The organism is Qiania dongpingensis, from assembly GCF_014337195.1.
Lineage (GTDB): Bacteria > Bacillota > Clostridia > Lachnospirales > Lachnospiraceae > Lientehia > Lientehia dongpingensis.
Map to the genome: position 1 here is coordinate 2421835 of NZ_CP060634.1, position 22000 is coordinate 2443834.

Sequence of the window (22000 nt, forward strand, 5' to 3'; positions counted from 1 at the left end):
GAGAGGGACTTGGAAGGAATGGAAGATGAATAAGGAAATAGGGAAAAACGGCAGCCAGATGTTAGAGAAGATCTTGAACCATATGGGGGATACCGCCGTCTACGCAATACGGAGGGATACTCATGAGCTGCTGTTTTTTAATGACAGGGTAAAAGCAGTCAGCCCTGATATCCGGCTTGGTCTTGTCTGCCATGAAATATGGGAGGGGTACTGTGGAAACTGCCCTCTTCAGACTCTTGGAGAGAAAGAGAGCAATACTACCGTGAGCTATGACGACCCGTTCGGGAAAGTGGTGGATATCTCAGCGACGAAGATCGATTGGGGAACGGAAGAGACACCGGCTTATCTGATATCGGTGACTCCCCATACCTACAGCATTCAGGAACAGGAGCTGGAATTGGAGAGGGAGAAGCTGGCAGCGGTGGCCGGGAAGGTCTATCCGGTCATTTATTCGGTGAACCTGACGAAAAATACGTATTCGGTGGTGGAATTCCAGTCCTCGGATTCTTATCTCCCGCCGGCCTCCGGAAAATTTGACGATTTGCCCCTGCTGGCTTCCAAGACAGTGCATCCGGATTATCAGAAACAGTACATCCGTACCTTCGGGCGGGAAAAGCTTCTGGAAGACTATAAAAACGGCGTAAAAGAGCTGGGGCTGGAATTCCCCCAGCTTTATCGGGACGGAAGCTATCAGTGGGTCAGCGTGCAGGTGATATTTCTGGAGAACGCATTGAGCGATGATGTAATGGAGATCACCCTGTGCAAAAATATCCATGAACAAAGACTGGCCCGGAAGAAGGAAGAAAGGGAGCGTCAGGCGGTTTATGACAGCCTTCCGGGAGGCATCGTGAAATGCCTGGCGGATGAGTCCTTCACAATCCTGAGCATGAGCCGGAATTTCCGGGAAATGTTTGGAATAATGGGGGGAGGCGAACGAAAGGCGGCAGATTTGTTTCGGGGCAAGAACAGGGAGGCAGACCTGTCGTATTGCCGTACCAGCGCGGCAGCGGGAAAACCAATCCGGCTGGACGGACAGTATGCAGACAGTACGGGAAGAAGCATCTGGCTTCATGTGGAAGGGAAGATGACAGGAGAGCAGAATGGGATTCCCGAGTACACGATGACAGTCCTGGACATAACCGGCAGAAAGGAAGCGGAAGAAGAGCTTAAGCAGGAAAAGATGAAATATAAGATAGCTGTGGAGAGTGCGGCGGATATCTTTTATGAATATTTTCCGGATGAAGATCTGTTCGTGAGTCAGGAAAATCCGGAGATGGGCGGGCGCGCCGCAAAACTGGAGCATTACCGGCAGATGATGGGAGAAATCCTGCATCCCGAGGAAGCTCCTTTGGTGGACCGGATTCTTAAAGGAGAGCTTAGGCAGGCAGAGGTGCGCATCATCCCTTATGGGGGAAGTGATTACCGCTGGTATCTTGTACAGGGAGATCCGATTCGGAAGGATGGAGAAAAGGAGCGGGTCGTAGGAACTCTTCGGGATATCACGCAGCTGAAGCAGAGAGAGGAGCTGTTTCGTTCCAGAGAGACACTAATGACAGCAAGCATCATGACGCTGTTTGGCGAGCTTTTAGTGCTGGACATTGAAACCGGCCGTTTCATTGCATATAAATCCAGCAGCGGGATGGAGGCCATCCAGGAGCAAAAGGATTTTACTTTGTTCTGCAGGGAGTACGGGGGAAATCTCATCCATCCGGAGGACCGCGGCCGGTTTTTCACCATATTTTCCATGGATAATATCAGAAGAATTGCAAAAGAGGGGAGGAAAAAGGTGCTCCTGGAGGCGCGCCGGCTGGATGAGGAAGGACGCTACCGCTGGTGCGAGCTGATGGGGAACCTGCTGGAGGATGAGAAAGCAAATGTGATGCTGCTGACCTTCCGGGACATCCATGAGCTTTATATGGCCAGGGCGGAGAGCCGGATAGCCAATGAACGGCTGCTCACATCGGTGAACCACTTTTATGATGCGATCTATGAGTGGAACCTGACAGGCGGGGAAGCTTATGCTTGGAAAGGTTTCCAGGGATATCCGGAGCCCTTCCGCATGGAAGAGTCTGTGGAAAAGCATTATGAGCGGGTGCTCCGAGACTATATCCATCCTGATCACCGCGGGGAATTTGAGGAAAATTTTGCGCCGGAGCGGCTGACGAATAGCTTTAAGGAAAACCAGAGCGAACATTTTATGGAATTCCGAAACAAATGCCCGGACGGTCAGTATTATTGGTTTACCATGAACGTGCAGCTTTTGGAAAATGTGGACGGAGAGCTGCGGGCCATGATATATATGAAGAATGTCGATGTACAGAAGAAAGAGCAGGAACGCCAGAAGAAGGCGCTTCAGGACGCCCTTGCCCTGGCGGAACAGGCCAGCCTGGCAAAGAGCGATTTCCTTTCCCGCATGTCCCATGATATCCGCACCCCTATGAACGCGATTATCGGGATGACGGCCATAGCGGCGGTCAGTCTGGACAACAAGGAAAAAATGACAGATTGTCTGGGAAAAATCGGGCTGTCGGCCAGATATCTTCTTTCTCTTTTGAACGATGTGCTGGACATGTCAAAGATAGAGAGCGGAAAGATGGATCTTGCAAAAGAGCCGTTTGACCTTCAGGAACTGATACAGAGCGTGACCCAGATGATCTATGCCCAGGCCAGCGCAAAGGGCCAGGAATTCACCGTGACGGTGGACGAGCATTTGGAACATTCATATATCGGAGATTCTCTGCGGATAAACCAGATACTTATGAACCTGCTTTCCAATGCCGTGAAATATACTAGAGAGAGCGGCCATGTATCCCTTCGGCTGGAATCCATGCGGCAGACGAAAGACAAGGAATGGCTCCGGGTCCAGGTGTCCGACGACGGGATTGGGATTTCGGAAGAATTCCAGAAGAAAATGTTCCAGCCGTTTGAACAGGAATCACAGGAAAGCGGAAGAGTGTTTGAAGGAAGCGGGCTGGGTCTTTCCATTGTTCAGAATCTTCTCCGCATGATGGGAGGAAGCATTGCAGTTGAGAGCGGCCAGGGAAAGGGAACCTGCTTTACCGTAGAGCTTCCGCTGCAGCGGACCGTGAGCGGTGCGGCAGAGGACTACATGCTTCCTGGGGATATGGAAGTATTGGTGACGGATGACGATCCTTTTGTCTGCGAGCAGGCCCAGGCTATATTGAATCATATGGGAGTAAAGGTAGAATGGGTGGTCTCAGGAGCTGAGGCAGTGGAATCCGTGCGCCGCAGATCAGGACGGGGAGAAAGCTTCGATGTGGCAATCATCGACTGGAAGATGCCCGGGATGGACGGAGTGGAAACAACCCGCCAGATCCGAAGGATCGTAGGGAAGGATATCCTGGTGATCGTAATGTCAGCGTATGACTGGAGCGATGTAGAGGAGGAAGCTCGCGCCGCGGGTGTGGATCTGTTTTTAGCTAAACCGTTTTTTACCAGCACATTGGGAGCGGTGCTGCGGCAGGCCGCCAAGACAGACATGATGGAAGAAAAATGTCAGCTTAAAGAAGAGGCAGCCTTTGACCATGAGCGTGTGCTTTTGGTGGAGGACAGTGAGATGAACCGGGAAATTGCCCAGACGCTTCTGGAGATGAGAGGAATTCAGGTGGATACGGCAGAGGACGGGCGGATAGCTGTGGAAAAATTCCTGTCTGCCCGTTCCGGAACCTATCAGGCTGTGCTCATGGATATCCGCATGCCGCATATGGACGGCCTGGAGGCTACGAGGAGAATCCGAAGCGCAGACCATCCGGATGCCGGCAGGATACCGATCGTTGCGATGACAGCCAATGCTTTTGAGGATGAACGGCGAGAGGCGGAAAAGGCAGGCATCGATGAATATCTGACAAAGCCGATCGAACAGGAGTTATTGTTTGGGACCCTGCACAGGGTATTTCACAGCGGCCGCACGTGCGCGGGTCAGAGCAGTGCTCTTATAGCTGAAGATAGATAATATATTAATAGAAGGAACAGGAAAAGGGTCTGTCCGGCCGGCTGCCGGGCGGGCCTTTTTGTTTCATAAAGGACGCCTCGGGGGACCCCTTTGTACAAAATACAAAAATTGAACAGGAATTTTTGGAGGAAAAACGATGAAATGTGACTTTTCTGTGTGCTATCATTAACGAAACGAAAGTTGTGCAATATCACCATAATGTTCCGGTATAGGCGTTGAGAAATTTGCTAATATCCCGATGAATTGGAAATAATTGCACAGATTTAAAAACAATGATGTGGTGAAAAGTATGAAAGAGAGGCAAGTCATGAAGAAGCTTTATGGTGTTGTTACAGCCATGGTCACTCCTTTTAATGAGGACGAGACCGTAAGGGTGGAAGCAATCAGACAGCATGTGGATTTCCTGATTGAAAAAGGTATCAACTGCCTGTATCCTCTGGGTACGACAGGTGAGATGATGCTGATGAACAATGAAGAGAGAAAACTGGTGGCCGAGACAGTCGTGAAACAGTGCGATCACCGTATTCCTGTGTTCATCCACGTTGGGGCCATGAAAACAAAGGATGCCTGTGAGCTGGCGCGCCACGCCTGTGAAATCGGCGCGGACGGCATCGGAGCAGTTTCTCCCGCGTTCTACGGTGCGACCGACGTATCAATATATGAGTATTATGCAGCGATCTCAAAGAGCGTCCCGGAGGATTTCCCGATCTATCTTTACAACATCCCTCAGTGCTCTTCCAATGATCTGCCGGTGGCCGTAGCCGATAAGCTGGCCAGAGAATTTAAAAATATCATCGGAATTAAGTACAGCTTTGCAGATATGTGCAGGACTTTGGAATATCAGAAAGTGAACGACGGCAATTTTTCTGTTCTTCACGGATGTGACAAGCTGATCAACGCGCTGATGGCCATGGGCTGTGACGGCGTAGTATCCGGCGTATCCAGCGTATATCCTGAAATATTTGTAGCAACCTATCAGGCGTGTATGCGCGGCGATTGGGATGAGGCAAGGAAACAGCAGAGGCTTGCCAATGACGTCTGCGACATTCTGAAGGGCGGAGCCAGCATGGGCCATTTTAAAGAGGCGATGAAGCTGCGGGGAATCGATGCAGGATATGTACGCGGACCGTTACATAACCTGACTCAGGACGAGATCCTTGAGATGAAGAAGCAGCTGGCCGCCATCGGCCTTCAGTAGAGAAGGACACAGTAACCGATATAAGTGTGTGTAGTACGCACTTATCATAAAAAAGGAGGAATGAAACTTATGAAGAAAGTAGTATCTCTGATGTTAGCACTTGTCATGGTATTTTCTTTGGCTGCCTGCGGCGGCAAAGATAAGGACGCTAACAAAGGCAAGGAGACCACAGCCGCTGCTGGTTCTGAAGAGACCAAAAAAGAAGAAGGCAGCGCCAGCGGAGACGCGGAAACCATTAAAATCGGCCTTTGCCAGCCCTTCACCGGCCCCAACGCGGTTGCAGGTGAATACTCCAGATACGGCGTTGACCTGGCTGTTGAAGAAATCAACAATGCAGGCGGCTTCGAAGTGGGCGGCAAGATGTATAAGATTGAAATCGTGGAAGAGGACAATGAAGGCAAGCCTGAGATCACCAACAATGCTTACAATAAGCTGATCGGCCAGGATAAAGTTGCCGCCATCATCGGACCCGACTCCAGCGGTCCCCTTATTTCTGCAGGCCCTCTTGCAACAGCTGCGAAGGTTCCGGCTATCGGCACCACATCCAGCAACCCTGACTGTACGACCGTAGGCGGCGAGTATGTATTCCGTGCCTGCTGGATCGACAGCTTCCAGGCTGTAGTTTGCGCAAAGATGGCTCAGGAGACATTAAAAGCATCCAAGGTTGCCGTTCTTTACAGCAACGCTGATGACTATTCTTCAGGACTGGCTACCAACTTCAAGAAAGAATTTGAAGCGGCAGGCGGCGAAGTAGTTGCATTCGAAGCATATGCAGGCGCTGATGTAAAAGACTTTAAGGCTCAGCTGACCAACATCCAGAATTCTGGAGCAGAAGTTATCTTCCTTCCCAACCAGGCTGGCGAGCTTCCTCTTCAGATCAAACAGATCCGTGAGATGGGCATCGAAGCAGAAATCATGGGCGAGATGTCTTGGGATAACCCCAACGTACCCGAACTGGCTGGAAATGAGAACGTAGAAGGATGCTATTTCATCTCTCTGTTCGCTGCTGACAGCACGGACCCCGTTTCTCAGGCTTTCACAAAAGCATTCCGTGAGAAATACAACAAAGAGCCCAACACTCAGTCCACCATGTCTTATGACTGTGTACAGATTCTTGTAGATTCCTTCAAGAGAGCCGGAAAGGTAGATGACAGCGCAGCGCTTAGAGACGCGATCCAGGCGACCGACATCAACCTGCCCAGCGGTCATCTTGTATACGATGAAAACAGAGACCCGGAAAAATCTGCCAATGTTATGATTTATAAAGACGGTGTACCGACCTACGTTTCTACAATCAATCCGTAAACCGTAAGAATTGGGGAGCGAGGCGCAAGTCTCGCTCTCGTCTTATGTAACGGGAGATAAAAGTTTTTCCAGGAGTGTATTCCTCCCATTTTTCAGAAAGAGGTGAAAATATGTCACAGTTTTTCCAGCTTCTCATCTACGGACTCCAGCTGGGTACCATATACGCACTGGTGGCACTCGGATATACTATGGTATATGGAATCGTAGATTTGATTAACTTCGCCCACGGCGATTTCCTGATGCTGGGTGCCTATACGGCGTTTTTTGCGGCGCTTTTTGCAGGAGAAAATTTCGTGGTATGCCTGATCATGGCTATGCTGGTGGCCGGCGTCATCGGTGTGATCACAGATAGGATCGCTTATAAGCCCATGAGGAACCAGCCGAAGCTGTCCGCGTTGATCACGGCCCTCGGCGTATCCACGTTCATCCAGAACCTTTGCAGGGCTCTGCCTTTTATCGGGCCTATCCCGAAAGCTTTTCCTACTCTGCTTCACAGCAAGAATCTCAAGATTTTCGGCGTTACCTTCACTACGACTCAGATTCTTTTGATCGTATTGGCTATCATCCTGATGCTTGGCCTTAACTTCATTGTCAACAAGACGAAGGTAGGCCGTGGCATGCGTGCGGTTTCTCTGGACAGAGACGCGGCGGCTCTCATGGGCATCAATATCAACGTGGTCATTGCCAGTACCTTCTTCATCGGCGCGGCGCTGGCAGGCGCTGGCGGCGTGTTCTATGGAATCATGTATCCGACTCTGGAGGTGAGCATCGGCTCCTTCCTGGGTAACAAAGCGTTTATTGCCGCGGTAGTCGGCGGTATCGGCAGCATCAAGGGAGCCATGTTCGGCGGAATTATCATGGGTATCGCGGAGATTTTTGCCACGAACCTCAACGCAGACGTGGGATTCGGTGTGGCATACGCCATATTGATCGTGATCCTTCTTGTAAAGCCGGCCGGTCTGTTCGGCAAGCTGACAACAGAGAAAGTGTAGGTGATATCGGATGGGTAAGACAAAAGCAGTACAATTGCAGAAAATTAAAAAATCCTATGTCAGCTACATCATGATTCCTGTCCTTTTTGTGGTGATCCAGATTCTTTACAGAACGGAGATCCTCAACTCTTATTGGTATCAGATTTTACAGCTGGCATGTATCAACGGCATCGTGGCCATGAGCCTTAACCTGATCAACGGTATGACAGGGCAGTTTTCACTGGGCCAGGCAGGTTTCATGTCCGTTGGCGCGTATACATCAGCAATGTTGACGAAGCTGGTATTCCAGCCGGCCATGGGAAATCCTTTTGCCTCTTACGGCCTGTTTTTCCTGGCGCTCTTAATCGGCGCGGCGGTGGCGGCGTTCATCGGCTTCCTGATCGGTATTCCTTCCCTCCGCTTGAAGGGCGATTATCTGGCCATCATTACACTTGGATTCAGTGAGATCATCCGTGTGCTGTGGCGTGTATTTCCTTTTTCCGGCAGGGCGAAGGGCCTCAACGGAATTCAGAAGCTGAGTACCTTCCCGATTATTTTCGTATCGGTGATCATCGTGATGATCCTGCTTCGTAACTTCACAAAATCCCGCTATGGACGAGGCTGTATCGCCATCCGTGAGAATGAGCTGGCAGCGGAGACCATGGGTATCAATACCACAAAAGCGAAGATCAAATCCTTTGTATTTTCCGCATTTATCGCAGGTTTGGGCGGAGGCTTGTATGCCCATCTGATGATGTTCATCAATCCTGAAATGTTCAGCCAGGTGAAATCCACCGATATGCTGTTGTTCCTCTATGCCGGCGGTGTGGGAAGCTACAGCAGCGCCCTTCTCGGAGCATTGATCTTCACGATGCTGCCGGAGTTCCTGCGTTTCATGGGTGAGTGGCGTCTCGTTATCTACGCGCTGATCCTGATCATCATCATGCTGAACCGCCCGAAGGGAATCTTTGGAAAACATGAGTTCGGATTTATGCGGTTTGGAGAAAAGGAAAGCGTTCATCAGAAGGCGGATAACGGCGGATTGATTTCCTCCTTTACACAAAGTCGAAAAGCAAAGAAACTGGCGCAGGCGAGCAAGGCTGGCAACGACGCCGGAAAACAATAAGGGAGAAAGGAGGAAATGACATGTCGTTATTAACAGCAGAAAATTTATCCATCGAATTCGGCGGACTGAAAGCGGTGCAGGACTTCAATCTGGAACTGAGGAAGAACGAGCTTCTTGCCATTATTGGGCCCAACGGCGCCGGGAAAACTACAATCTTCAATATGCTGACGGGCATCTACCAGCCGACACACGGCACGGTGAAACTGGGTGAGCAGGTGATGAACGGCCTCCGCTCCAATGTGTTCACGGAGCACGGGATTGCCAGGACGTTCCAGAATATCCGTCTGTTCGGCAGCGCCAGTGTGCTGGACAATATCATCATCGCCATGGAGCTTCAGGTTACCTATAATCTTGCCAGCGCGATTTTCCGGACCAGGAAATTCCGGAAACAGGAAGAAGATTTCAAAAACCAGGCCATGGAGCTTCTGAAGGTATTCCGTCTGGACGATAAAGCGGACTTCCTCGCGAAGAACCTGCCTTACGGTGAACAGCGCCGTCTGGAGATCGCGAGAGCATTGGCTACCAGGCCCAAGATTCTTTGTCTGGATGAGCCGGCGGCCGGCATGAACCCCAGTGAAGTGGATGAGCTTGTGGGACTGATCAAGGAAATAAGGGAGAAATTCGATATCACGATCATTCTCATCGAGCACCATATGAACATGGTCATGGCCATTGCCGACAGGATCAAGGTAATCGACTTCGGCGTGACCATCGCTGAGGGCCTTCCTTCCGAGGTACAAAATGACCCGAAGGTTATCGAGGCATATCTTGGAAAGGAGGAAGAGGAATTATGTTAGAGGTCAAAAACCTGGTGGTGAATTACGGCTCCATCAAAGGTGTGGACGATATCAGCTTCCATGTGGACGAAGGAGAGATCGTTACTCTGATCGGAGCCAACGGCGCCGGAAAAACCAGTACTCTGCGCGCACTCTCCGGCCTGAACAAGGTAGGCGCCGTGACTTCCATTAAGTTCATGGGAGAAGAACTGACTAAGATGACGCCCCACCAGATCGTGGCGAAGGGACTGAACCATGTGCCAGAAGGAAGAAGGATCTTCTACAGCATGACGGTGAAGGAAAACCTGCTGATGGGAGCGTGGACCGATAAGGATACGGCGACCATTAAAAAGAATATGGAACGGGCATATACGCTGTTCCCCCGTCTGAAGGAACGGGAGAGCCAGATAGGCGGGACATTATCCGGCGGCGAGCAGCAGATGCTGGCGGTTGCCAGGGCATTGATGACCGGAGGGAAGATGCTTCTTTTGGATGAGCCCTCCATGGGACTCGCGCCCATCGTTGTAAGGGGTATTTTTGATATCATCCAGGAACTGCAGAAGGAAGGCATGACGATCCTTCTGGTGGAGCAGAACGCCAACATGGCGCTTTCCATCGCCAACCGCGCGTACGTCCTGGAAACAGGCAAGATTTCTCTTGAGGGGCCTGCGGCCGAGATAAAGGCCAATGACCAGGTAAGAAAGTCGTACCTGGGAGCATAAATAACAGACACAATATTGATAAGCCAATTTTTATTATAATAGGGGGTATCCGGCCATGAGTCGTGTATCAAAAACAGGAAAATGCGTAGATCGTTCTTCTATCCGTATTTTCTTAGAAAAACAAAACAAAATAGCGGAGTCTTGCGACGATATGATCTCGTTCACCATTGGCGAGCCTGATTTCCAGACGCCGCCGAACATCGTGGAGGCCGCCATCCAGGCTCTTTCTGAAGGAAAGACGAAATATGCGCCCAACTCAGGTATTCCTGAGCTGAGGAAAGCGATTTCCGAGGATCTGGAGAGGACCCACGGTGTCCACTATGATCCGGAAACGGAGATTGTCATCACCCCCAGCGGAATGGATACGCTGCGTCTTACGGCCATGGCCGTCCTGGATGATGACGAGGAAATGATCGTAAATGATCCCTGCTGGGCAAATCATCCGAATCATTCCAAGATCGCACACGGCAAGCCGGTACTGGTCCCGGTTCATGAGGAAGATAATTTCTTCTACAACCTGGAGGAACTGGAGAAGTATGTAAACGAGAAGACGAAGGCAATCCTTCTGAATTCCCCGAACAACCCCACCGGTGGCGTGATTTCCCATGAAGCGCTGTGCGCATTCTGCGACTTCTGCAAGAAACACGATCTGCTGGTGATCTCTGATGAAGTTTACTATAACATCATTTTTGACGGACTGAAGTTCTACAGCCCCGCTATGATAGAGGGGATGAAGGACAGGGTGATCATTTCCCAGTCCTTCTCCAAGACCTATGCGATGACGGGCTGGAGACTCGCTTATGCGGCGGGACCTGCCGATATCATCGAAGCGATCGGGAGACTCAATGAGAATTCCATCTCTTGTGTGAATACCTTTGTCCAGTGGGCAGGAGTAGAAGCGATCAAGGGGACCAGAAAATACATAGACGCAATGGTAAAGGAATTTGAAAACCGGAGGAACATCGTTTATGAAGGAATCAATGCCATCGACGGTCTTTCCTGTGTGAAGCCCCAGGGTGCGTTCTATGCCTTCGTAAATATCAAGAAGACAGGGCTAAGCGCCGAGGAATTTGCCACAAGGCTTTTGGAAGAGAAGCATGTGGGCATGGTTCCCGGCACCGGGTTCGGCGCTTCTGGAGAAGGCTTCGTACGTCTTTCCTATGCGACCTCTACGGATAATATCCGGGACGGCATCAAACGGATGGGAGAATTTGTGGCGAGTCTGAAAAAATAAGAAGAGCATCTAATACGAACTAGTTCATAAATGGTTGTTAAAAGCTCTGCAAAGCATGGGGCGGGATTCCATTGATTCCGTCCCATCACTGTGCAGGGCTTTGTGGTATGTTGAAGGAAAACGTTTTTTGCTGGAAAAATCTTACGGGGGTGAACAGGCTTGAAAAGAGGATGCTTTCCGGGTAAACTAAGAATAGCATCCTGTTCAGCCGTAAAAAACGGAGGAGAGTGATAAATCATGCCGATTACGGTAAAAGAGATCATGCAGCTGAAGGAATTTCAGAATTTCACCTTGATTGCCGGGCGTGAGGGGGAGGGAAAAGAAATTATGAACATTGGCATCCTGGATTATGAGTATGCCAATGAGGACCCTGATCTGGAACGGCTCTGGGCTTTTGGAAAGAATGCGTTTGTGATTTCCAGTCTTTTATTTGCAAAAGACCATCCGGAACGGATCTTATCGGCGATCAAGGGCTTATGCCGGGACGGAGTGGCCGCGCTGGCCATCAAGACGATTTATTATGATACACTTCCTCAGGATGCCATGGACTATGCCAATGAACATAGGCTTCCTGTCTATACCTTTGGACGGGACGACGCCTATTTTCAGGATATAGCAGTGATCATCCGGACAAAAATGGAAGAAAGAGACGATACGGAGCTGCTGGAGCAGAAGATAGGCCTCCTGGTCAACGATAATCTGAGCGTTGCCAATGTCAGGAGCCTGTCCCAGGAGATTCTGCCTGAGGGAGGATACCGGCAGTACCTGTCGGTTTACTGTAATGCGAAATCTCTGTCGGAGAGCATTTACTATGTACGTGCCTTTAATGAACTGAGGGACAGACTCGGCAGGCGGGATGCGGCTTTCCGGTTTCGCAATGGTTATCTGATCGTGATGGACATGGAGGAGAGGCAGATAAAGGGGGATCTGGCGGGGACAGTCATGAGAAATCTGTCGCTGAAGCAGGAGGATTATTTCGTTGGTATTGGTACCATCCATGGCAGCATGGATGAGGTCAGCATTTCCATGCAGGAAGCGCTTTATGCCAGCCAGTACGCGAAGCTTTTGGGGGAAAGCTCTGTGTGCTTCCAGCAGATGGGAATCTATCAGATATTGCTTCCTTACTGCAGGAGCCCTTGGATGGAACAGTACTGCAGGAATATTTTAGAGCCGATCCTGGACTTCGACCGGCAGTATGACGGAGAACTGTTTCAGACAGCGCTTCTTTATGTAAAGATGAACGGCGATGTTGAGCAGGTGGCTGCTCAGCTCCATCTGCACAAAAATACCATCCGCTACCGGATGAGCCGGGTGCGGGAGCTGATAGGCGCGGACGGAGACGCCAGGTTTGACGAACAGATATCCATCGCATTCCGCACCTATGAAATACAGAGGGATATTTCCCAGTGAAACAGGAGAAATGGAAACCATTATAATTCCAGAGAGAAGAAATCACTGTTTTCATAGGGATAATCGTATACTACAGGGAGCTGGTTTTCTTCTATTTTTTGAAAACCAGCTTTTTTGTAGAAACGATGCGCCCGTTCTGTATTTTTGGGAGTATCCAGCAGCAGTCTTTTGATGCCTTGCTCTTGGGCGAAATCCAAGAGCACCGTATACAGCCGGCGTCCCAGATGGAAAGGACGGCCGCGGTATGATTCTTCTACAAAAAATTTTTTTAGAACGGCGATTCCATTCCCGCAGTTCATGAGGGCAATGCTTCCTACGATTTTTTCTTCGTCCGTCGCGACCCAGAAGCTGCCTCCGTTTTTCAGATAATGTTCCCGGATATGGAGCAATTCAGGCTGGTCGTCAATGGTAACAGGGGGACGGGTCCCGTCATTCTGGCAGTGGAGGACCAAATCGATTACGGCCTCAGCATCCGCTTCGGTATAAGTTCTTATTGTGATCATGATAGGAACTCCTTTTTGATTTATTTAAAGGTCTTGACAGTGTTCGGATTCTTTTCTATAATAACACAAACAAATGATTTAGAAAAATTGAATATTATAAAATTAGAATTCAGAATAAATGATGGATGGAACAGCTAACCAAGGGGTATTACAGTGGATACGAAATACTTAAGAACATTTAAGACGATTCTGGAAACGGGAAGCTTCCAGAGAGCGGCCGACCGGCTGAATTATGCCCAGTCTACGGTGACCTTGCAGATACAGCTGATCGAGCAGGAGTTATCCATAAAACTGTTTGACAAGATTGGCCGTAAAATGGAGCTCACCCAGGCTGGAAAGGAATTGCTGCCCTTTGTGGATTCCGTATTGGAAGCGGAAAAGCAGATGGAGAACTACAGCAAAAGCGAAACAGAACTGTCCGGGACTCTTCGGGCGGCAATGCCTGAAACGCTTTTGACATATCAGATGCAGCCGGTGCTGCGGAGATTTCATGAACAGGCGCCGAATGTCAAGCTGTCCCTGCAGGCGTTAAATTGCTATGATATCCGTGAACAGGTCCTGAACGGAGGCACAGATATAGGGATTCATTACAATGTGGGCGGATATGGCGCGTCGGTCACAGTCCGGAGACTGAGCAGCTATCCTTTGTCCTTGATAGGTTCCCCTGAACTGGACGATGAGGCCGGAAATTTTATGAAATCGGGGCAGAGGAAAGAGATTTGTCTGCTGACTGTGGACAGAAACAGTCTTTATCATAAAATGTTGGATGAATACCTGCGGAGAAAAGACATAGCAGTGAGCAGAGAAATGGAAATATGCAGTGTGGAAGCGGTGAAACGGAGTGTCGCGAGTGATCTGGGAATCGCATTTCTGCCCAGATTTACAGTGGAAGAGGAATTAAAGCGCGGCGAGGTCAAGGAACTTCGCATGAAACCAGCGGATCAGGAGATCACAGCGGCCTGTATCTATCATAAAAACAAGTGGATGACTCCGGCGATGACCTTGTTTTTACGCATACTGGAAGAGCAGATCGGCGAGGAGAGGAGCGGTTATGAAGCGCAGAGATAAAGTGAACTATTATCTGGATCTGGCGGAGATGGTTTCACAGAGATGTACTTGTCTGAGACGTCATTATGGTGCGGTCATCGTGAAGAACGATGAAGTTATTTCCACAGGTTATGTGGGGGCTCCCAGAGGGAGGAAAAATTGTACCGATGCGGGAGTCTGCATCAGAGAAAAGCTGTCTGTACCGAGAGGAGAGAGGTATTTCCGAATGGGTGGAGCAGGATGAGTCCCTCGAGGGTGTGTTCGGCTACTGAGAGAAACCGGCGATTGAAACTTCAGTTTGGCACAAAGGAGAGGAGAATGGATATGCAAAAAATGCGGACGTTTATTTTGATTTCGCTGCTTTTAATTTTTCTGACTGCTTGCGGAGGCGCCAGTTTTAACGGGAGCAGGACTGGCAATGACCGGCAGTTTATTATGGATTACAGCATCTTCAACACTACGGATTCTCAGGTGCTTAAGCTGGAAAAAGGAGATATCGTGGACGTTGATGTCGTGAGCGATTCCGGAAAAATCGATATCGAGGTAAAAAAGACTGGGGAGAAAGCCCTCTATGAAGGGAAGGACATACAGACCGGTTCCTTTCAGCTGACAATACCGGAGAGCGGAGATTATAAGATCACCGTTAAAGGAAGAAAAGCTAGAGGCAGCATAAGCTTTATCAAGGAAACCTCAAAAACTGCGTGAGTTTTTTGTAAGAAAATAAAACCGTCTCATTGCAGGAAGCTTTTAAAGCGTATATGCTTTTAAAAGGAGGTGCTGATATGGCGAACGAAGATAAAAAAGATTTTAATTCGATGCTTCATAAGGACACGGGGATGCCGAAGATACAGATTGTCACCGATGAGGCTGCGGTCAAAAAGTACGGAGGAGAGAAAATGTATTTTGCTCCTCCGATTGATTATGATAATATCATGAAAAAGATTCCCTGGGGAAGGGTCGCCACGGTGGGGACGATCCGGGAATATTTTGCTGAAAAGAACCAGGCGGATTTTACAGATCCGATCACGGCCGGGATTTTTGTCTCCATAGCAGCATGGGCGAGTTTTCAGCGGGAGGAGGATAAGACTCCGTACTGGAGGACGCTGAAAGCCGGCGGAGAATTGAATCCCAAATATCCAGGCGGGGTGCTGGCTCAGAAGGAAAAGCTGGAGGCAGAAGGACATACTATCCTGCAGAGGGGCAGGAAAAATATAAAATATTACGTCAAGGATTATGAAAAGAAGCTCTGTCCGTTAAGGAACTTTGAGGACGAATGAGTCTGAATAGATATATGTGGTCATGGCGCCAGACAGATGATGTTGTCTGGCGCTTTTTATTATTATACCTTTGAATACCTTTAAAACAAACTTACCTTTATAACCCGATGAGACAGGAGGAAATCCGATTCCATCCAGGCGGCTCGCTGGCAGCCGTAACCAGAATCTTTACGGCCTCCAGTCGGTCCTTTCCAACTGACATGGATAAATCGATATTTTTCCATGTCAGATTCCAATAAAAACCTGCATGAAATTTGGTTTTTACCTCCCTGCGGCCGGGAAGATCCTGCTAACGGCTTTGCGGCGCTCGTCTTACGATGGGATCGGATCCTTCCTCCTGCTCCTCTTCCCGCACCTAAATAAGCTTCTGTTTGTTCTGAAAGATATTGGAGCGGACACCGCGGCCCGCTGCTTTATGCGCGCGGGCCGTGTGGATATCCAATCCTTTTCTGGAATCTAAGGAACGGAGTTTATCCAATGTTGTGCGGCAGGCAGGGCGCTGGCAGAAGGATTCCGGGCCGGCCTAAAGGTGAGCGCCGCAGGGCAGCAGCCGGTGTTCCCCTGGCGGAGGGAGGCAGAAACGGAAATACCGATTCCGTTTCTGAGCGAACAGGAGATAGAAAATCATAAAGATTTTCTGTCGACATGTGAGTGGTACTCCTGGAGCGGGGATAAAGCGGCCCCTGCATCGCCAGCGAACCGAAATCGTGACGGTCCGGAACTTCTGCCGGCGCCTAACTGGAGCGTAATCAGAATTTACTAAAATGATTCCAAAAAGTATTTTATATCATACACAAGGGCATCCCTTAATTCATGCTCTCCGGGCCGGCGCACTCCGTGCGGCAATGTAAGATTAGAACAACTGATAATGGTTTCGAAAAGTATATGGAAGAAGGGAATTCATGGAAAGTAGAGAATTTATAGAGAAGTTTATTATAGAATCAAAATCAGATAGGGGAGGGGTTTTCCATAGCCGACGGGGAAAACAGGAGACGCGGCTGGAGAAATATGACGGTTAAGTAACATAAAAGTGACAGAATTGTAAGTTGTATATACATTGGTAAAATGTTATAACAGTTATAATGCGGATTGGAGCAGAGTTTGGAATCAAAGGGTTCTGATATAGGGGGAGAATCATGAAGGTTGTTATTTTAGCGGGCAAATTCGGAATGGGGCATTACCAGGCGGCCCGGGCAGTATTGGAGCAGTTAGAGAAAGAGTACGGAGATGTCCAGGTGGAAGTTGTGGACTGGATGGAATACATTTTTCCACAGCTCTCCGGTATGATATATAAAACTTACGCCGCGATAGTAAATCACTGTCAGTGGTATTACAATCACCGCTATTCCCGGCTGGAGAACGCGGAGATCGACCAAAGGCCGGAGGTGGCTCTGGCGGGCAGGCGGGGGGTGGGCCGGCTCTTGAAGGAGAAGAAGCCGGATATTCTCATCGCGACTTTGGCGCTCTGTGCGAAGACCGTTTCTTCTTATAAAGAAAAACACAGATGCCAGGTACCGCTGATCACATGTGTCACCGACATCACAGGCCATTCGGAGTGGATAAACAAGCATACGGATGCTTATATGGTCGGTTCAGAGAAAGTTAAATATGAATTTATCCGAAAAGGCGTTCCCAGAGAAAAGATATTTGTAACGGGCATTCCGGTACGGCTGGAATTCCACGAAAAGCTGAGGACAAGGAATGGATACGGATACGGCTGTAAAAAAGGGAAAAAACTGCTTCTCATGGGAGGAGGATTGGGGCTTTTGCCCCACGACCTGTCGTTTTATGAGGCTTTGGACCGGATGCCGGGGGTGGAGACAACACTGATAACCGGCAGCAACCAAGCTTTGAGGAAACGCCTGGAAGGAAGATTTCCGCACATTCAGGTGCTGGGCTTTGTTCAGAACATATCGGATTATCTGAGGGATTCGGATTTAGTGGTCACGAAGCCGGGAGGCATCACCGTGTTTGAAGCGGTGTCGGTGGCTACGCCCGTGGCGGCTCTTAACCCGCGGCTTAAGCAAGAAGTGTATAACGCAGTATATTTAGAGGAAAACCGGTTGGGCGAAGTGATCTGGGGAGACGCAGAGGAATGTCTGGACCGGCTGGAGGCCCTGCTGTCGGACAGCAGGAAGCTGGCGTACTATAAAATGCAGATGCGCCGTCTGCAGCACAGGCTTGATTATCATGGAATATCAGAAGTGATCGATTATGTGATCCGGGAGGAAATGAATCGTTATGCGGCAAAACACAGGAAACTGCGGGGGGCGGTTGGTTTTAACATTTGATGACGGACCTGACGGACGGTATACCGGGACTCTTTTGGATTTGTTAAAGGAAGAGCAGATTCCGGCGGCGTTTTTTGTGGTTGGGAATCATGCGGCAAAAGAACCGGAGCTGGTGCAGAGGATGGCAGCAGAGGGACATATCGTAGGCAGCCATTCCATAGAACACAGGAATGCTCTTATTTCTACATATAGCTATATGAAACGGGACTTTGAAGCCTGCCGGAAGATCCATACGGAGCTTCTGGGCAGGCCGCCGCGCTATTTTCGCCCACCGTGGGGAATACGAAATCTGTTCACAAGGAAATTTGTCAAAGAGCAGGATATGAGAATGGTACTGTGGGATGTGATGGCGCAGGACTGGCGGGCGGATGCTTCGACAGTTGGAATCGTAAAAAAGCTGAGGGAGCGGGTGTCGGACGGAGCCATAATCTGCCTTCATGATGCCGGAGAGGACACAGGAGGCGCAGCCGGCGCGCCCCTGAAGACCATTAAGGCTCTGGAGCTGGCCATACCGGACCTGAAAGCCTTGGGATATCGTTTTATCAGTCTGGATGAGTATTTTGCAGGAGCCGCTTTATGAGTAAGACAAGTACGGACAAGACAGAAAAGAAAACAGGATATGGAAAGGGTGTTTTGCTGTTGATCCTTCTGACGGCGGCTACCGTGTTCGTACTGCTGAGGGGCTACCGCGTATCCGATTTGTGGGAGGCGCTCAGACAGGCCGACGGGCGGTGGCTGCTTCTCGGCCTCTCCTGCATGGTTCTTTTTGTGACATGTGAGGCGGCGAACATCCGGATGATCATGGGGGCCCTGGGAAAAAAAGTATCGTTCCGGCACTGCGAGCAATACGCGTTTGTGGGCTTCTATTTCAGTTCCATCACTCCATCCTCCAGCGGCGGCCAGCCGATGCAGGTCTATTATATGAAAAAGGACAGGATATCCATTGCCGACTCGTCAGCGGCAATTTTGTTTATTGTCCTGGTGTATCAGATCGCCATGCTGCTGTTCGCGGGGATCATGGCAGTATTCCATCCGGTCATAGCGGGTGAAGCGGCCGGGCATCTCAAATACCTGCTGCTCTATGGAGGTCTTGTGAACGGACTGATGGCCGGTTTTCTGGCCTTTATCATGTTATCGAAGAAGACTGTGGCGCGGATTCTGGGATGGCTGGTTCGTCTGGGAGCCGGCCTTCATCTGATAAAGGACCGGGACCGGGCGCTGGAAAAGGTGAACGCCGAAATCGGAGAATATCATCAAAGTGCCATGATCATGAAAGGGAATCCATTCTTATTTTTGCGGGTTCTGGCGGTGACGTTGCTGCAGATGGGAGCGTTGTCCTCTGTGCCGTACTGCGTATACCGGGCGCTGGGGTATATCGGGACCGGATGGGGTTCCGTGATGACTGTTCAGTCGATCCTCACTTTATCAGCATCGGCTGTTCCTTCGCCGGGAGCGGTAGGGGCGGCGGAGGGCGGCTTCCTCTGGGCCTTTCAGACGATTTTCCCGAAAGAAGCCGTTAAGACGGCCATGGTGGTGAGCCGGGGAATCAGCTTTTACCTTTTTTTGATCTTGAGTTTTGTGGTCTGTGCTTTTGTACAAATCCGCGTGACCAGGGCGGCGGCCCGAAAAAAGAAGTCCGTTGACGGACAGCCTGGAATGGAGTAAGATAAAAGCGAAAGAAGCAGCATGGAGCAGGTGCGGAGGCAGATAAATACGTTATGGATTACAGAATATACGAAAAGCGGGCGCAGTACTATGAGACAGACCAGATGGGGGTGGTCCATCATTCCAATTATATCCGATGGTTTGAGGAAGCGAGGGTGGATTTCCTGGAGCGCGCCGGAGCCGGATACAGGGAGATGGAAGAAATCGGAGTCATCAGCCCAGTAGTATCGGTGTCCTGCCAATATAGATCCATGGTGCGTTTTCATGACCTGGTGCAGATTGAGCTGAAGATAATTTCATATAACGGTGTCAAGCTCTGCCTGGCCTATGAAGTGCGGGATAAGGATACCGGGACGGTACGTTGTACGGGTGAGAGCAGCCACTGCTTTTTGGGAGAAGAGGGAAAGCCGATTTCTTTAAAAAAGGAGTATCCCAAGTATCATGAATTACTGGCGGCATGGACACAGGTATTCAAGGACAGAGATAAAAAAGCAGAATATGCGGAAGATAAATAACAGGAGGCGGTTTAGATGGAAACGAAACTGACGAGGGATGAGGCTCTGGAGCTTTTAAAGAAGTACAATAAGGAGCCTTTTCATATTCTCCACGGACTGACGGTGGAAGGCGTTATGCGCTGGTATGCAAAGGAACTCGGATACGGAGAAGAGGAGGATTTTTGGGGAATGGCCGGACTTCTTCATGATATTGATTTTGAAATGTATCCGGAGGAGCATTGTAAAAAAGCGCCGGAGCTTTTGGAGGACGGAGGAGCGGAAATAGAGCTGGTCCATGCGGTATGCAGCCACGGATACGGGCTTGTTACCGATGTAAAGCCGGAGCATCTGATGGAAAAAGTACTGTTTGCGTCGGACGAGCTGACCGGGCTGATTGGAGCGGCAGCCAGGATGAGGCCCTCTAAGAGTGTGATGGACATGGAGGTATCAAGTCTCAAGAAGAAGTTCAAGGACAAGCGGTTTGCGGCGGGATGTTCCCGAGATGTGATAAAAGAAGGGGCGGATATGCTCGGCTGGCCCCTGGAGGAGCTGATGGAGAAGACCATACTCGCCATGCGTTCCTGTGAGGAGTGTGTGAACCGGGAAATGGATACGATACAGTAAGTGAGATGAGGCGCGCCGGGAACGGCGCGGAAAATACGCAGGAGGGGACTACTATGGCGAAAGACAAGAAAAAGGGAATCATAGGAGAATTTAAAGAATTTATCATGAGGGGCAATGTGATGGATCTGGCGGTAGCCGTGATCATAGGCGGCGCTTTCCAGAAGATTATCACATCACTGACCAACGATATCATCATGCCGCTGATTACGCTGATCACCGGAGGTTTGGATTTCAACAATTGGTTTATCTCATTGGACGGAAGCCATTATAAAACACTTGCCGCGGCACAGGAGGCAGGGGCCGCGACCTTTAATTACGGGTCGTTTATCACGGTGGTTCTGGATTTTCTGATCATGGCCTTTGTCATTTTTATGATGGTAAAGGGAATGAACGCCCTGGCTGCGCGGATGGTTCCGAAAAAGGAAGAGGCGCCGGCAGAGCCGGTTACCAAAATATGCCCCTTTTGCAAGAGTGAGATTGACATCACTGCGAGCAGATGCCCCCACTGTACTTCCGAACAGCCGGATATGGAACCAGATACAGAAGAATAGATCCTTTTGCCGGATATCCGGGGCATAGGGATAGAAAATGCGATGAAAAGCAAGGAGAGCCTTATATTCTAAGGCTCTTTTTTTTATGGAAAAATAACCGTGGGGGCGGCTTGCGGAAAGAAAAACAGTCCGTTATCATGAAGATGTTTTGAATGACTCCCACCATAAGTATATTTCATGCCGGAGAGCCCGAAAGTCTCGGCGTAAGCCGGCCTTCGGGCTTTTTGCAGGAGCTTTGGGACATTTAGGAGGGAAAAATGGATGTAAATGTGATCTTATATGATGATTTTGAGACGATGGACGCCTTCTTGCCGGTAAGCATCTTAGGCTGCCTGCCGGGAGAATTTCATATCAATTACCTTTCCATGGGAGGAGATATCGTGAACAGTTCCCAGGGAGTCAAGGTCTGGACCGAGTTTCTGGAGCCGGAGCAGATAAAGGGAGTAGTGCTGGTCCCCGGAGGAAAAGGGGCCAGGAGAGTGCTGCATCGGGATCAAAAGCTTCTGGAATATCTGAAACGGGCTATGGAACGGGCGGACACCTGCCTGATGGTCGGGAACAGCTCTACGATGCTGGCTCAGACCGGGCTTTTGTACCGGCGTCTCGTGGCGGACTGCCATGTGGATGAGAACTGGAAGCGGATGTTTACGGCGGAGGTTAAATGGACGTCCGGCGTCCGGTGGATTTCCGACGGAAAATATTATTCCTGCTCCTCGGATGGAGCGGCGTCCGATATGATCCTGGGATATATTGCCGATTCGCTGGATGTGGATATGGCGGGATATGCCGCGGAGAAGCTGGGTCTTTTGTGGGAAGAGGAAGAATGACCTGCT

The 22000-nt window shown here is 49.9% G+C and carries 22 protein-coding genes; 21 read left to right on the forward strand and 1 reads right to left on the reverse strand.

Annotated elements, in window-relative coordinates:
• The first annotated feature begins 25 nt into the window (after nucleotides 1–25).
• The 9 genes from H9Q78_RS11295 (at nucleotide 26) to H9Q78_RS11335 (ending at nucleotide 12715) form a co-directional block, all read left to right on the forward strand.
• On the forward strand, nucleotides 26–3973 hold the full coding sequence (locus tag H9Q78_RS11295; RefSeq protein ID WP_249301800.1) for a PAS domain-containing hybrid sensor histidine kinase/response regulator: 3948 nt from the start codon (nucleotides 26–28) through the stop codon (nucleotides 3971–3973).
• 289 nt (nucleotides 3974–4262) lie between these two features.
• Nucleotides 4263–5171, forward strand: a complete 909-nt coding sequence (locus H9Q78_RS11300; RefSeq protein WP_249301803.1) for a dihydrodipicolinate synthase family protein — start codon at nucleotides 4263–4265, stop codon at nucleotides 5169–5171.
• Nucleotides 5172–5240: 69 nt separating this feature from the next.
• Nucleotides 5241–6476: an ABC transporter substrate-binding protein gene (locus H9Q78_RS11305; RefSeq protein ID WP_249301805.1), complete on the forward strand. Its 1236-nt coding sequence runs from the start codon at nucleotides 5241–5243 to the stop codon at nucleotides 6474–6476.
• Between the two features lie 110 nt (nucleotides 6477–6586).
• The gene (locus tag H9Q78_RS11310; RefSeq protein WP_249301807.1) at nucleotides 6587–7468 is read left to right on the forward strand and encodes a branched-chain amino acid ABC transporter permease; all 882 of its coding nucleotides are present in this window, start codon (nucleotides 6587–6589) and stop codon (nucleotides 7466–7468) included.
• Nucleotides 7469–7478: 10 nt separating this feature from the next.
• Nucleotides 7479–8573, forward strand: coding sequence for a branched-chain amino acid ABC transporter permease (locus H9Q78_RS11315; RefSeq protein WP_249301809.1), 1095 nt, complete (start codon nucleotides 7479–7481; stop codon nucleotides 8571–8573).
• A gap of 20 nt (nucleotides 8574–8593) precedes the next feature.
• The gene (locus H9Q78_RS11320) at nucleotides 8594–9370 is read left to right on the forward strand and encodes an ABC transporter ATP-binding protein (RefSeq protein ID WP_249301811.1); all 777 of its coding nucleotides are present in this window, start codon (nucleotides 8594–8596) and stop codon (nucleotides 9368–9370) included.
• Nucleotides 9364–10071 (forward strand): ABC transporter ATP-binding protein, encoded by a 708-nt coding sequence (locus H9Q78_RS11325; protein ID WP_249301813.1) that lies wholly within the window; start codon nucleotides 9364–9366, stop codon nucleotides 10069–10071. The genes H9Q78_RS11320 and H9Q78_RS11325 overlap by 7 nt, the downstream gene beginning before the upstream one ends.
• 55 nt (nucleotides 10072–10126) lie before the next feature.
• Nucleotides 10127–11305 (forward strand): pyridoxal phosphate-dependent aminotransferase, encoded by a 1179-nt coding sequence (locus tag H9Q78_RS11330; protein ID WP_249301815.1) that lies wholly within the window; start codon nucleotides 10127–10129, stop codon nucleotides 11303–11305.
• 237 nt (nucleotides 11306–11542) lie between these two features.
• A complete protein-coding gene (locus tag H9Q78_RS11335; RefSeq protein WP_249301817.1) occupies nucleotides 11543–12715 on the forward strand; it encodes a PucR family transcriptional regulator in 1173 nt (390 codons plus the stop codon).
• A gap of 20 nt (nucleotides 12716–12735) precedes the next feature.
• On the opposite strand, the gene H9Q78_RS11340 is transcribed toward H9Q78_RS11335, so the two are convergent.
• On the reverse strand, nucleotides 12736–13218 hold the full coding sequence (locus tag H9Q78_RS11340; RefSeq protein WP_249301819.1) for a GNAT family N-acetyltransferase: 483 nt from the start codon (nucleotides 13216–13218) through the stop codon (nucleotides 12736–12738).
• Between the two features lie 153 nt (nucleotides 13219–13371).
• Between H9Q78_RS11340 and H9Q78_RS11345 the strand changes: the two genes are divergently transcribed.
• From H9Q78_RS11345 to H9Q78_RS11400, 12 genes are all read left to right on the forward strand, one after another.
• Nucleotides 13372–14286 (forward strand): LysR family transcriptional regulator, encoded by a 915-nt coding sequence (locus H9Q78_RS11345; protein ID WP_249301821.1) that lies wholly within the window; start codon nucleotides 13372–13374, stop codon nucleotides 14284–14286.
• Nucleotides 14270–14509 carry a deoxycytidylate deaminase gene (locus tag H9Q78_RS11350; protein WP_330595174.1) on the forward strand — a complete coding sequence of 80 codons (240 nt, stop codon included), beginning with the start codon at nucleotides 14270–14272 and terminating at the stop codon, nucleotides 14507–14509. Before H9Q78_RS11345 ends, H9Q78_RS11350 begins: the two co-directional genes overlap by 17 nt.
• A 74-nt stretch (nucleotides 14510–14583) precedes the next feature.
• Nucleotides 14584–14970, forward strand: coding sequence for a hypothetical protein (locus tag H9Q78_RS11355; RefSeq protein WP_249301822.1), 387 nt, complete (start codon nucleotides 14584–14586; stop codon nucleotides 14968–14970).
• A 77-nt stretch (nucleotides 14971–15047) separates the two neighbouring features.
• Nucleotides 15048–15542 carry an MGMT family protein gene (locus tag H9Q78_RS11360; RefSeq protein ID WP_249301824.1) on the forward strand — a complete coding sequence of 165 codons (495 nt, stop codon included), beginning with the start codon at nucleotides 15048–15050 and terminating at the stop codon, nucleotides 15540–15542.
• 529 nt (nucleotides 15543–16071) lie between these two features.
• On the forward strand, nucleotides 16072–16305 hold the full coding sequence (locus H9Q78_RS11365) for a hypothetical protein (RefSeq protein WP_249301825.1): 234 nt from the start codon (nucleotides 16072–16074) through the stop codon (nucleotides 16303–16305).
• Nucleotides 16306–16678: 373 nt separating this feature from the next.
• A complete protein-coding gene (locus tag H9Q78_RS11370; protein ID WP_249301826.1) occupies nucleotides 16679–17833 on the forward strand; it encodes an MGDG synthase family glycosyltransferase in 1155 nt (384 codons plus the stop codon).
• A complete protein-coding gene (locus H9Q78_RS11375; protein ID WP_249301827.1) occupies nucleotides 17784–18413 on the forward strand; it encodes a polysaccharide deacetylase family protein in 630 nt (209 codons plus the stop codon). The genes H9Q78_RS11370 and H9Q78_RS11375 overlap by 50 nt, the downstream gene beginning before the upstream one ends.
• Entirely contained in the window at nucleotides 18410–19498 is a 1089-nt protein-coding gene (locus H9Q78_RS11380; protein ID WP_249301828.1) for a lysylphosphatidylglycerol synthase transmembrane domain-containing protein, read from the forward strand. The genes H9Q78_RS11375 and H9Q78_RS11380 overlap by 4 nt, the downstream gene beginning before the upstream one ends.
• Before the next feature lie 53 nt (nucleotides 19499–19551).
• Entirely contained in the window at nucleotides 19552–20013 is a 462-nt protein-coding gene (locus H9Q78_RS11385) for an acyl-CoA thioesterase (protein ID WP_249301829.1), read from the forward strand.
• 15 nt (nucleotides 20014–20028) lie between these two features.
• Complete coding sequence (locus H9Q78_RS11390; protein WP_249301830.1) at nucleotides 20029–20616, forward strand: hydrolase; 588 nt, start codon at nucleotides 20029–20031, stop codon at nucleotides 20614–20616.
• Between the two features lie 53 nt (nucleotides 20617–20669).
• Nucleotides 20670–21167 (forward strand): large conductance mechanosensitive channel protein MscL, encoded by a 498-nt coding sequence (gene mscL / locus H9Q78_RS11395; protein WP_330595176.1) that lies wholly within the window; start codon nucleotides 20670–20672, stop codon nucleotides 21165–21167.
• 257 nt (nucleotides 21168–21424) lie between these two features.
• A complete protein-coding gene (locus H9Q78_RS11400) occupies nucleotides 21425–21994 on the forward strand; it encodes a DJ-1/PfpI family protein (protein WP_249301832.1) in 570 nt (189 codons plus the stop codon).
• The last annotated feature ends 6 nt before the right edge of the window (nucleotides 21995–22000 follow it).

Excerpts from the sequence above, each read along its gene's own strand:
- H9Q78_RS11295 (WP_249301800.1), top strand. The coding sequence starts at position 26 with ATGAATAAGGAAATAGGGAAAAACGGCAGCCAGATGTTAGAGAAGATC.
- H9Q78_RS11300 (WP_249301803.1), top strand. The coding sequence starts at position 4,263 with ATGAAAGAGAGGCAAGTCATGAAGAAGCTTTATGGTGTTGTTACAGCC.
- H9Q78_RS11305 (WP_249301805.1), top strand. The coding sequence starts at position 5,241 with ATGAAGAAAGTAGTATCTCTGATGTTAGCACTTGTCATGGTATTTTCT.
- H9Q78_RS11310 (WP_249301807.1), top strand. The coding sequence starts at position 6,587 with ATGTCACAGTTTTTCCAGCTTCTCATCTACGGACTCCAGCTGGGTACC.
- H9Q78_RS11315 (WP_249301809.1), top strand. The coding sequence starts at position 7,479 with ATGGGTAAGACAAAAGCAGTACAATTGCAGAAAATTAAAAAATCCTAT.
- H9Q78_RS11320 (WP_249301811.1), top strand. The coding sequence starts at position 8,594 with ATGTCGTTATTAACAGCAGAAAATTTATCCATCGAATTCGGCGGACTG.
- H9Q78_RS11325 (WP_249301813.1), top strand. The coding sequence starts at position 9,364 with ATGTTAGAGGTCAAAAACCTGGTGGTGAATTACGGCTCCATCAAAGGT.
- H9Q78_RS11330 (WP_249301815.1), top strand. The coding sequence starts at position 10,127 with ATGAGTCGTGTATCAAAAACAGGAAAATGCGTAGATCGTTCTTCTATC.
- H9Q78_RS11335 (WP_249301817.1), top strand. The coding sequence starts at position 11,543 with ATGCCGATTACGGTAAAAGAGATCATGCAGCTGAAGGAATTTCAGAAT.
- H9Q78_RS11340 (WP_249301819.1), bottom strand. The coding sequence starts at position 13,218 with ATGATCACAATAAGAACTTATACCGAAGCGGATGCTGAGGCCGTAATC.
- H9Q78_RS11350 (WP_330595174.1), top strand. The coding sequence starts at position 14,270 with ATGAAGCGCAGAGATAAAGTGAACTATTATCTGGATCTGGCGGAGATG.
- H9Q78_RS11355 (WP_249301822.1), top strand. The coding sequence starts at position 14,584 with ATGGATATGCAAAAAATGCGGACGTTTATTTTGATTTCGCTGCTTTTA.
- H9Q78_RS11360 (WP_249301824.1), top strand. The coding sequence starts at position 15,048 with ATGGCGAACGAAGATAAAAAAGATTTTAATTCGATGCTTCATAAGGAC.
- H9Q78_RS11370 (WP_249301826.1), top strand. The coding sequence starts at position 16,679 with ATGAAGGTTGTTATTTTAGCGGGCAAATTCGGAATGGGGCATTACCAG.
- H9Q78_RS11375 (WP_249301827.1), top strand. The coding sequence starts at position 17,784 with ATGCGGCAAAACACAGGAAACTGCGGGGGGCGGTTGGTTTTAACATTT.
- H9Q78_RS11380 (WP_249301828.1), top strand. The coding sequence starts at position 18,410 with ATGAGTAAGACAAGTACGGACAAGACAGAAAAGAAAACAGGATATGGA.
- H9Q78_RS11385 (WP_249301829.1), top strand. The coding sequence starts at position 19,552 with ATGGATTACAGAATATACGAAAAGCGGGCGCAGTACTATGAGACAGAC.
- H9Q78_RS11390 (WP_249301830.1), top strand. The coding sequence starts at position 20,029 with ATGGAAACGAAACTGACGAGGGATGAGGCTCTGGAGCTTTTAAAGAAG.
- mscL (WP_330595176.1), top strand. The coding sequence starts at position 20,670 with ATGGCGAAAGACAAGAAAAAGGGAATCATAGGAGAATTTAAAGAATTT.
- H9Q78_RS11400 (WP_249301832.1), top strand. The coding sequence starts at position 21,425 with ATGGATGTAAATGTGATCTTATATGATGATTTTGAGACGATGGACGCC.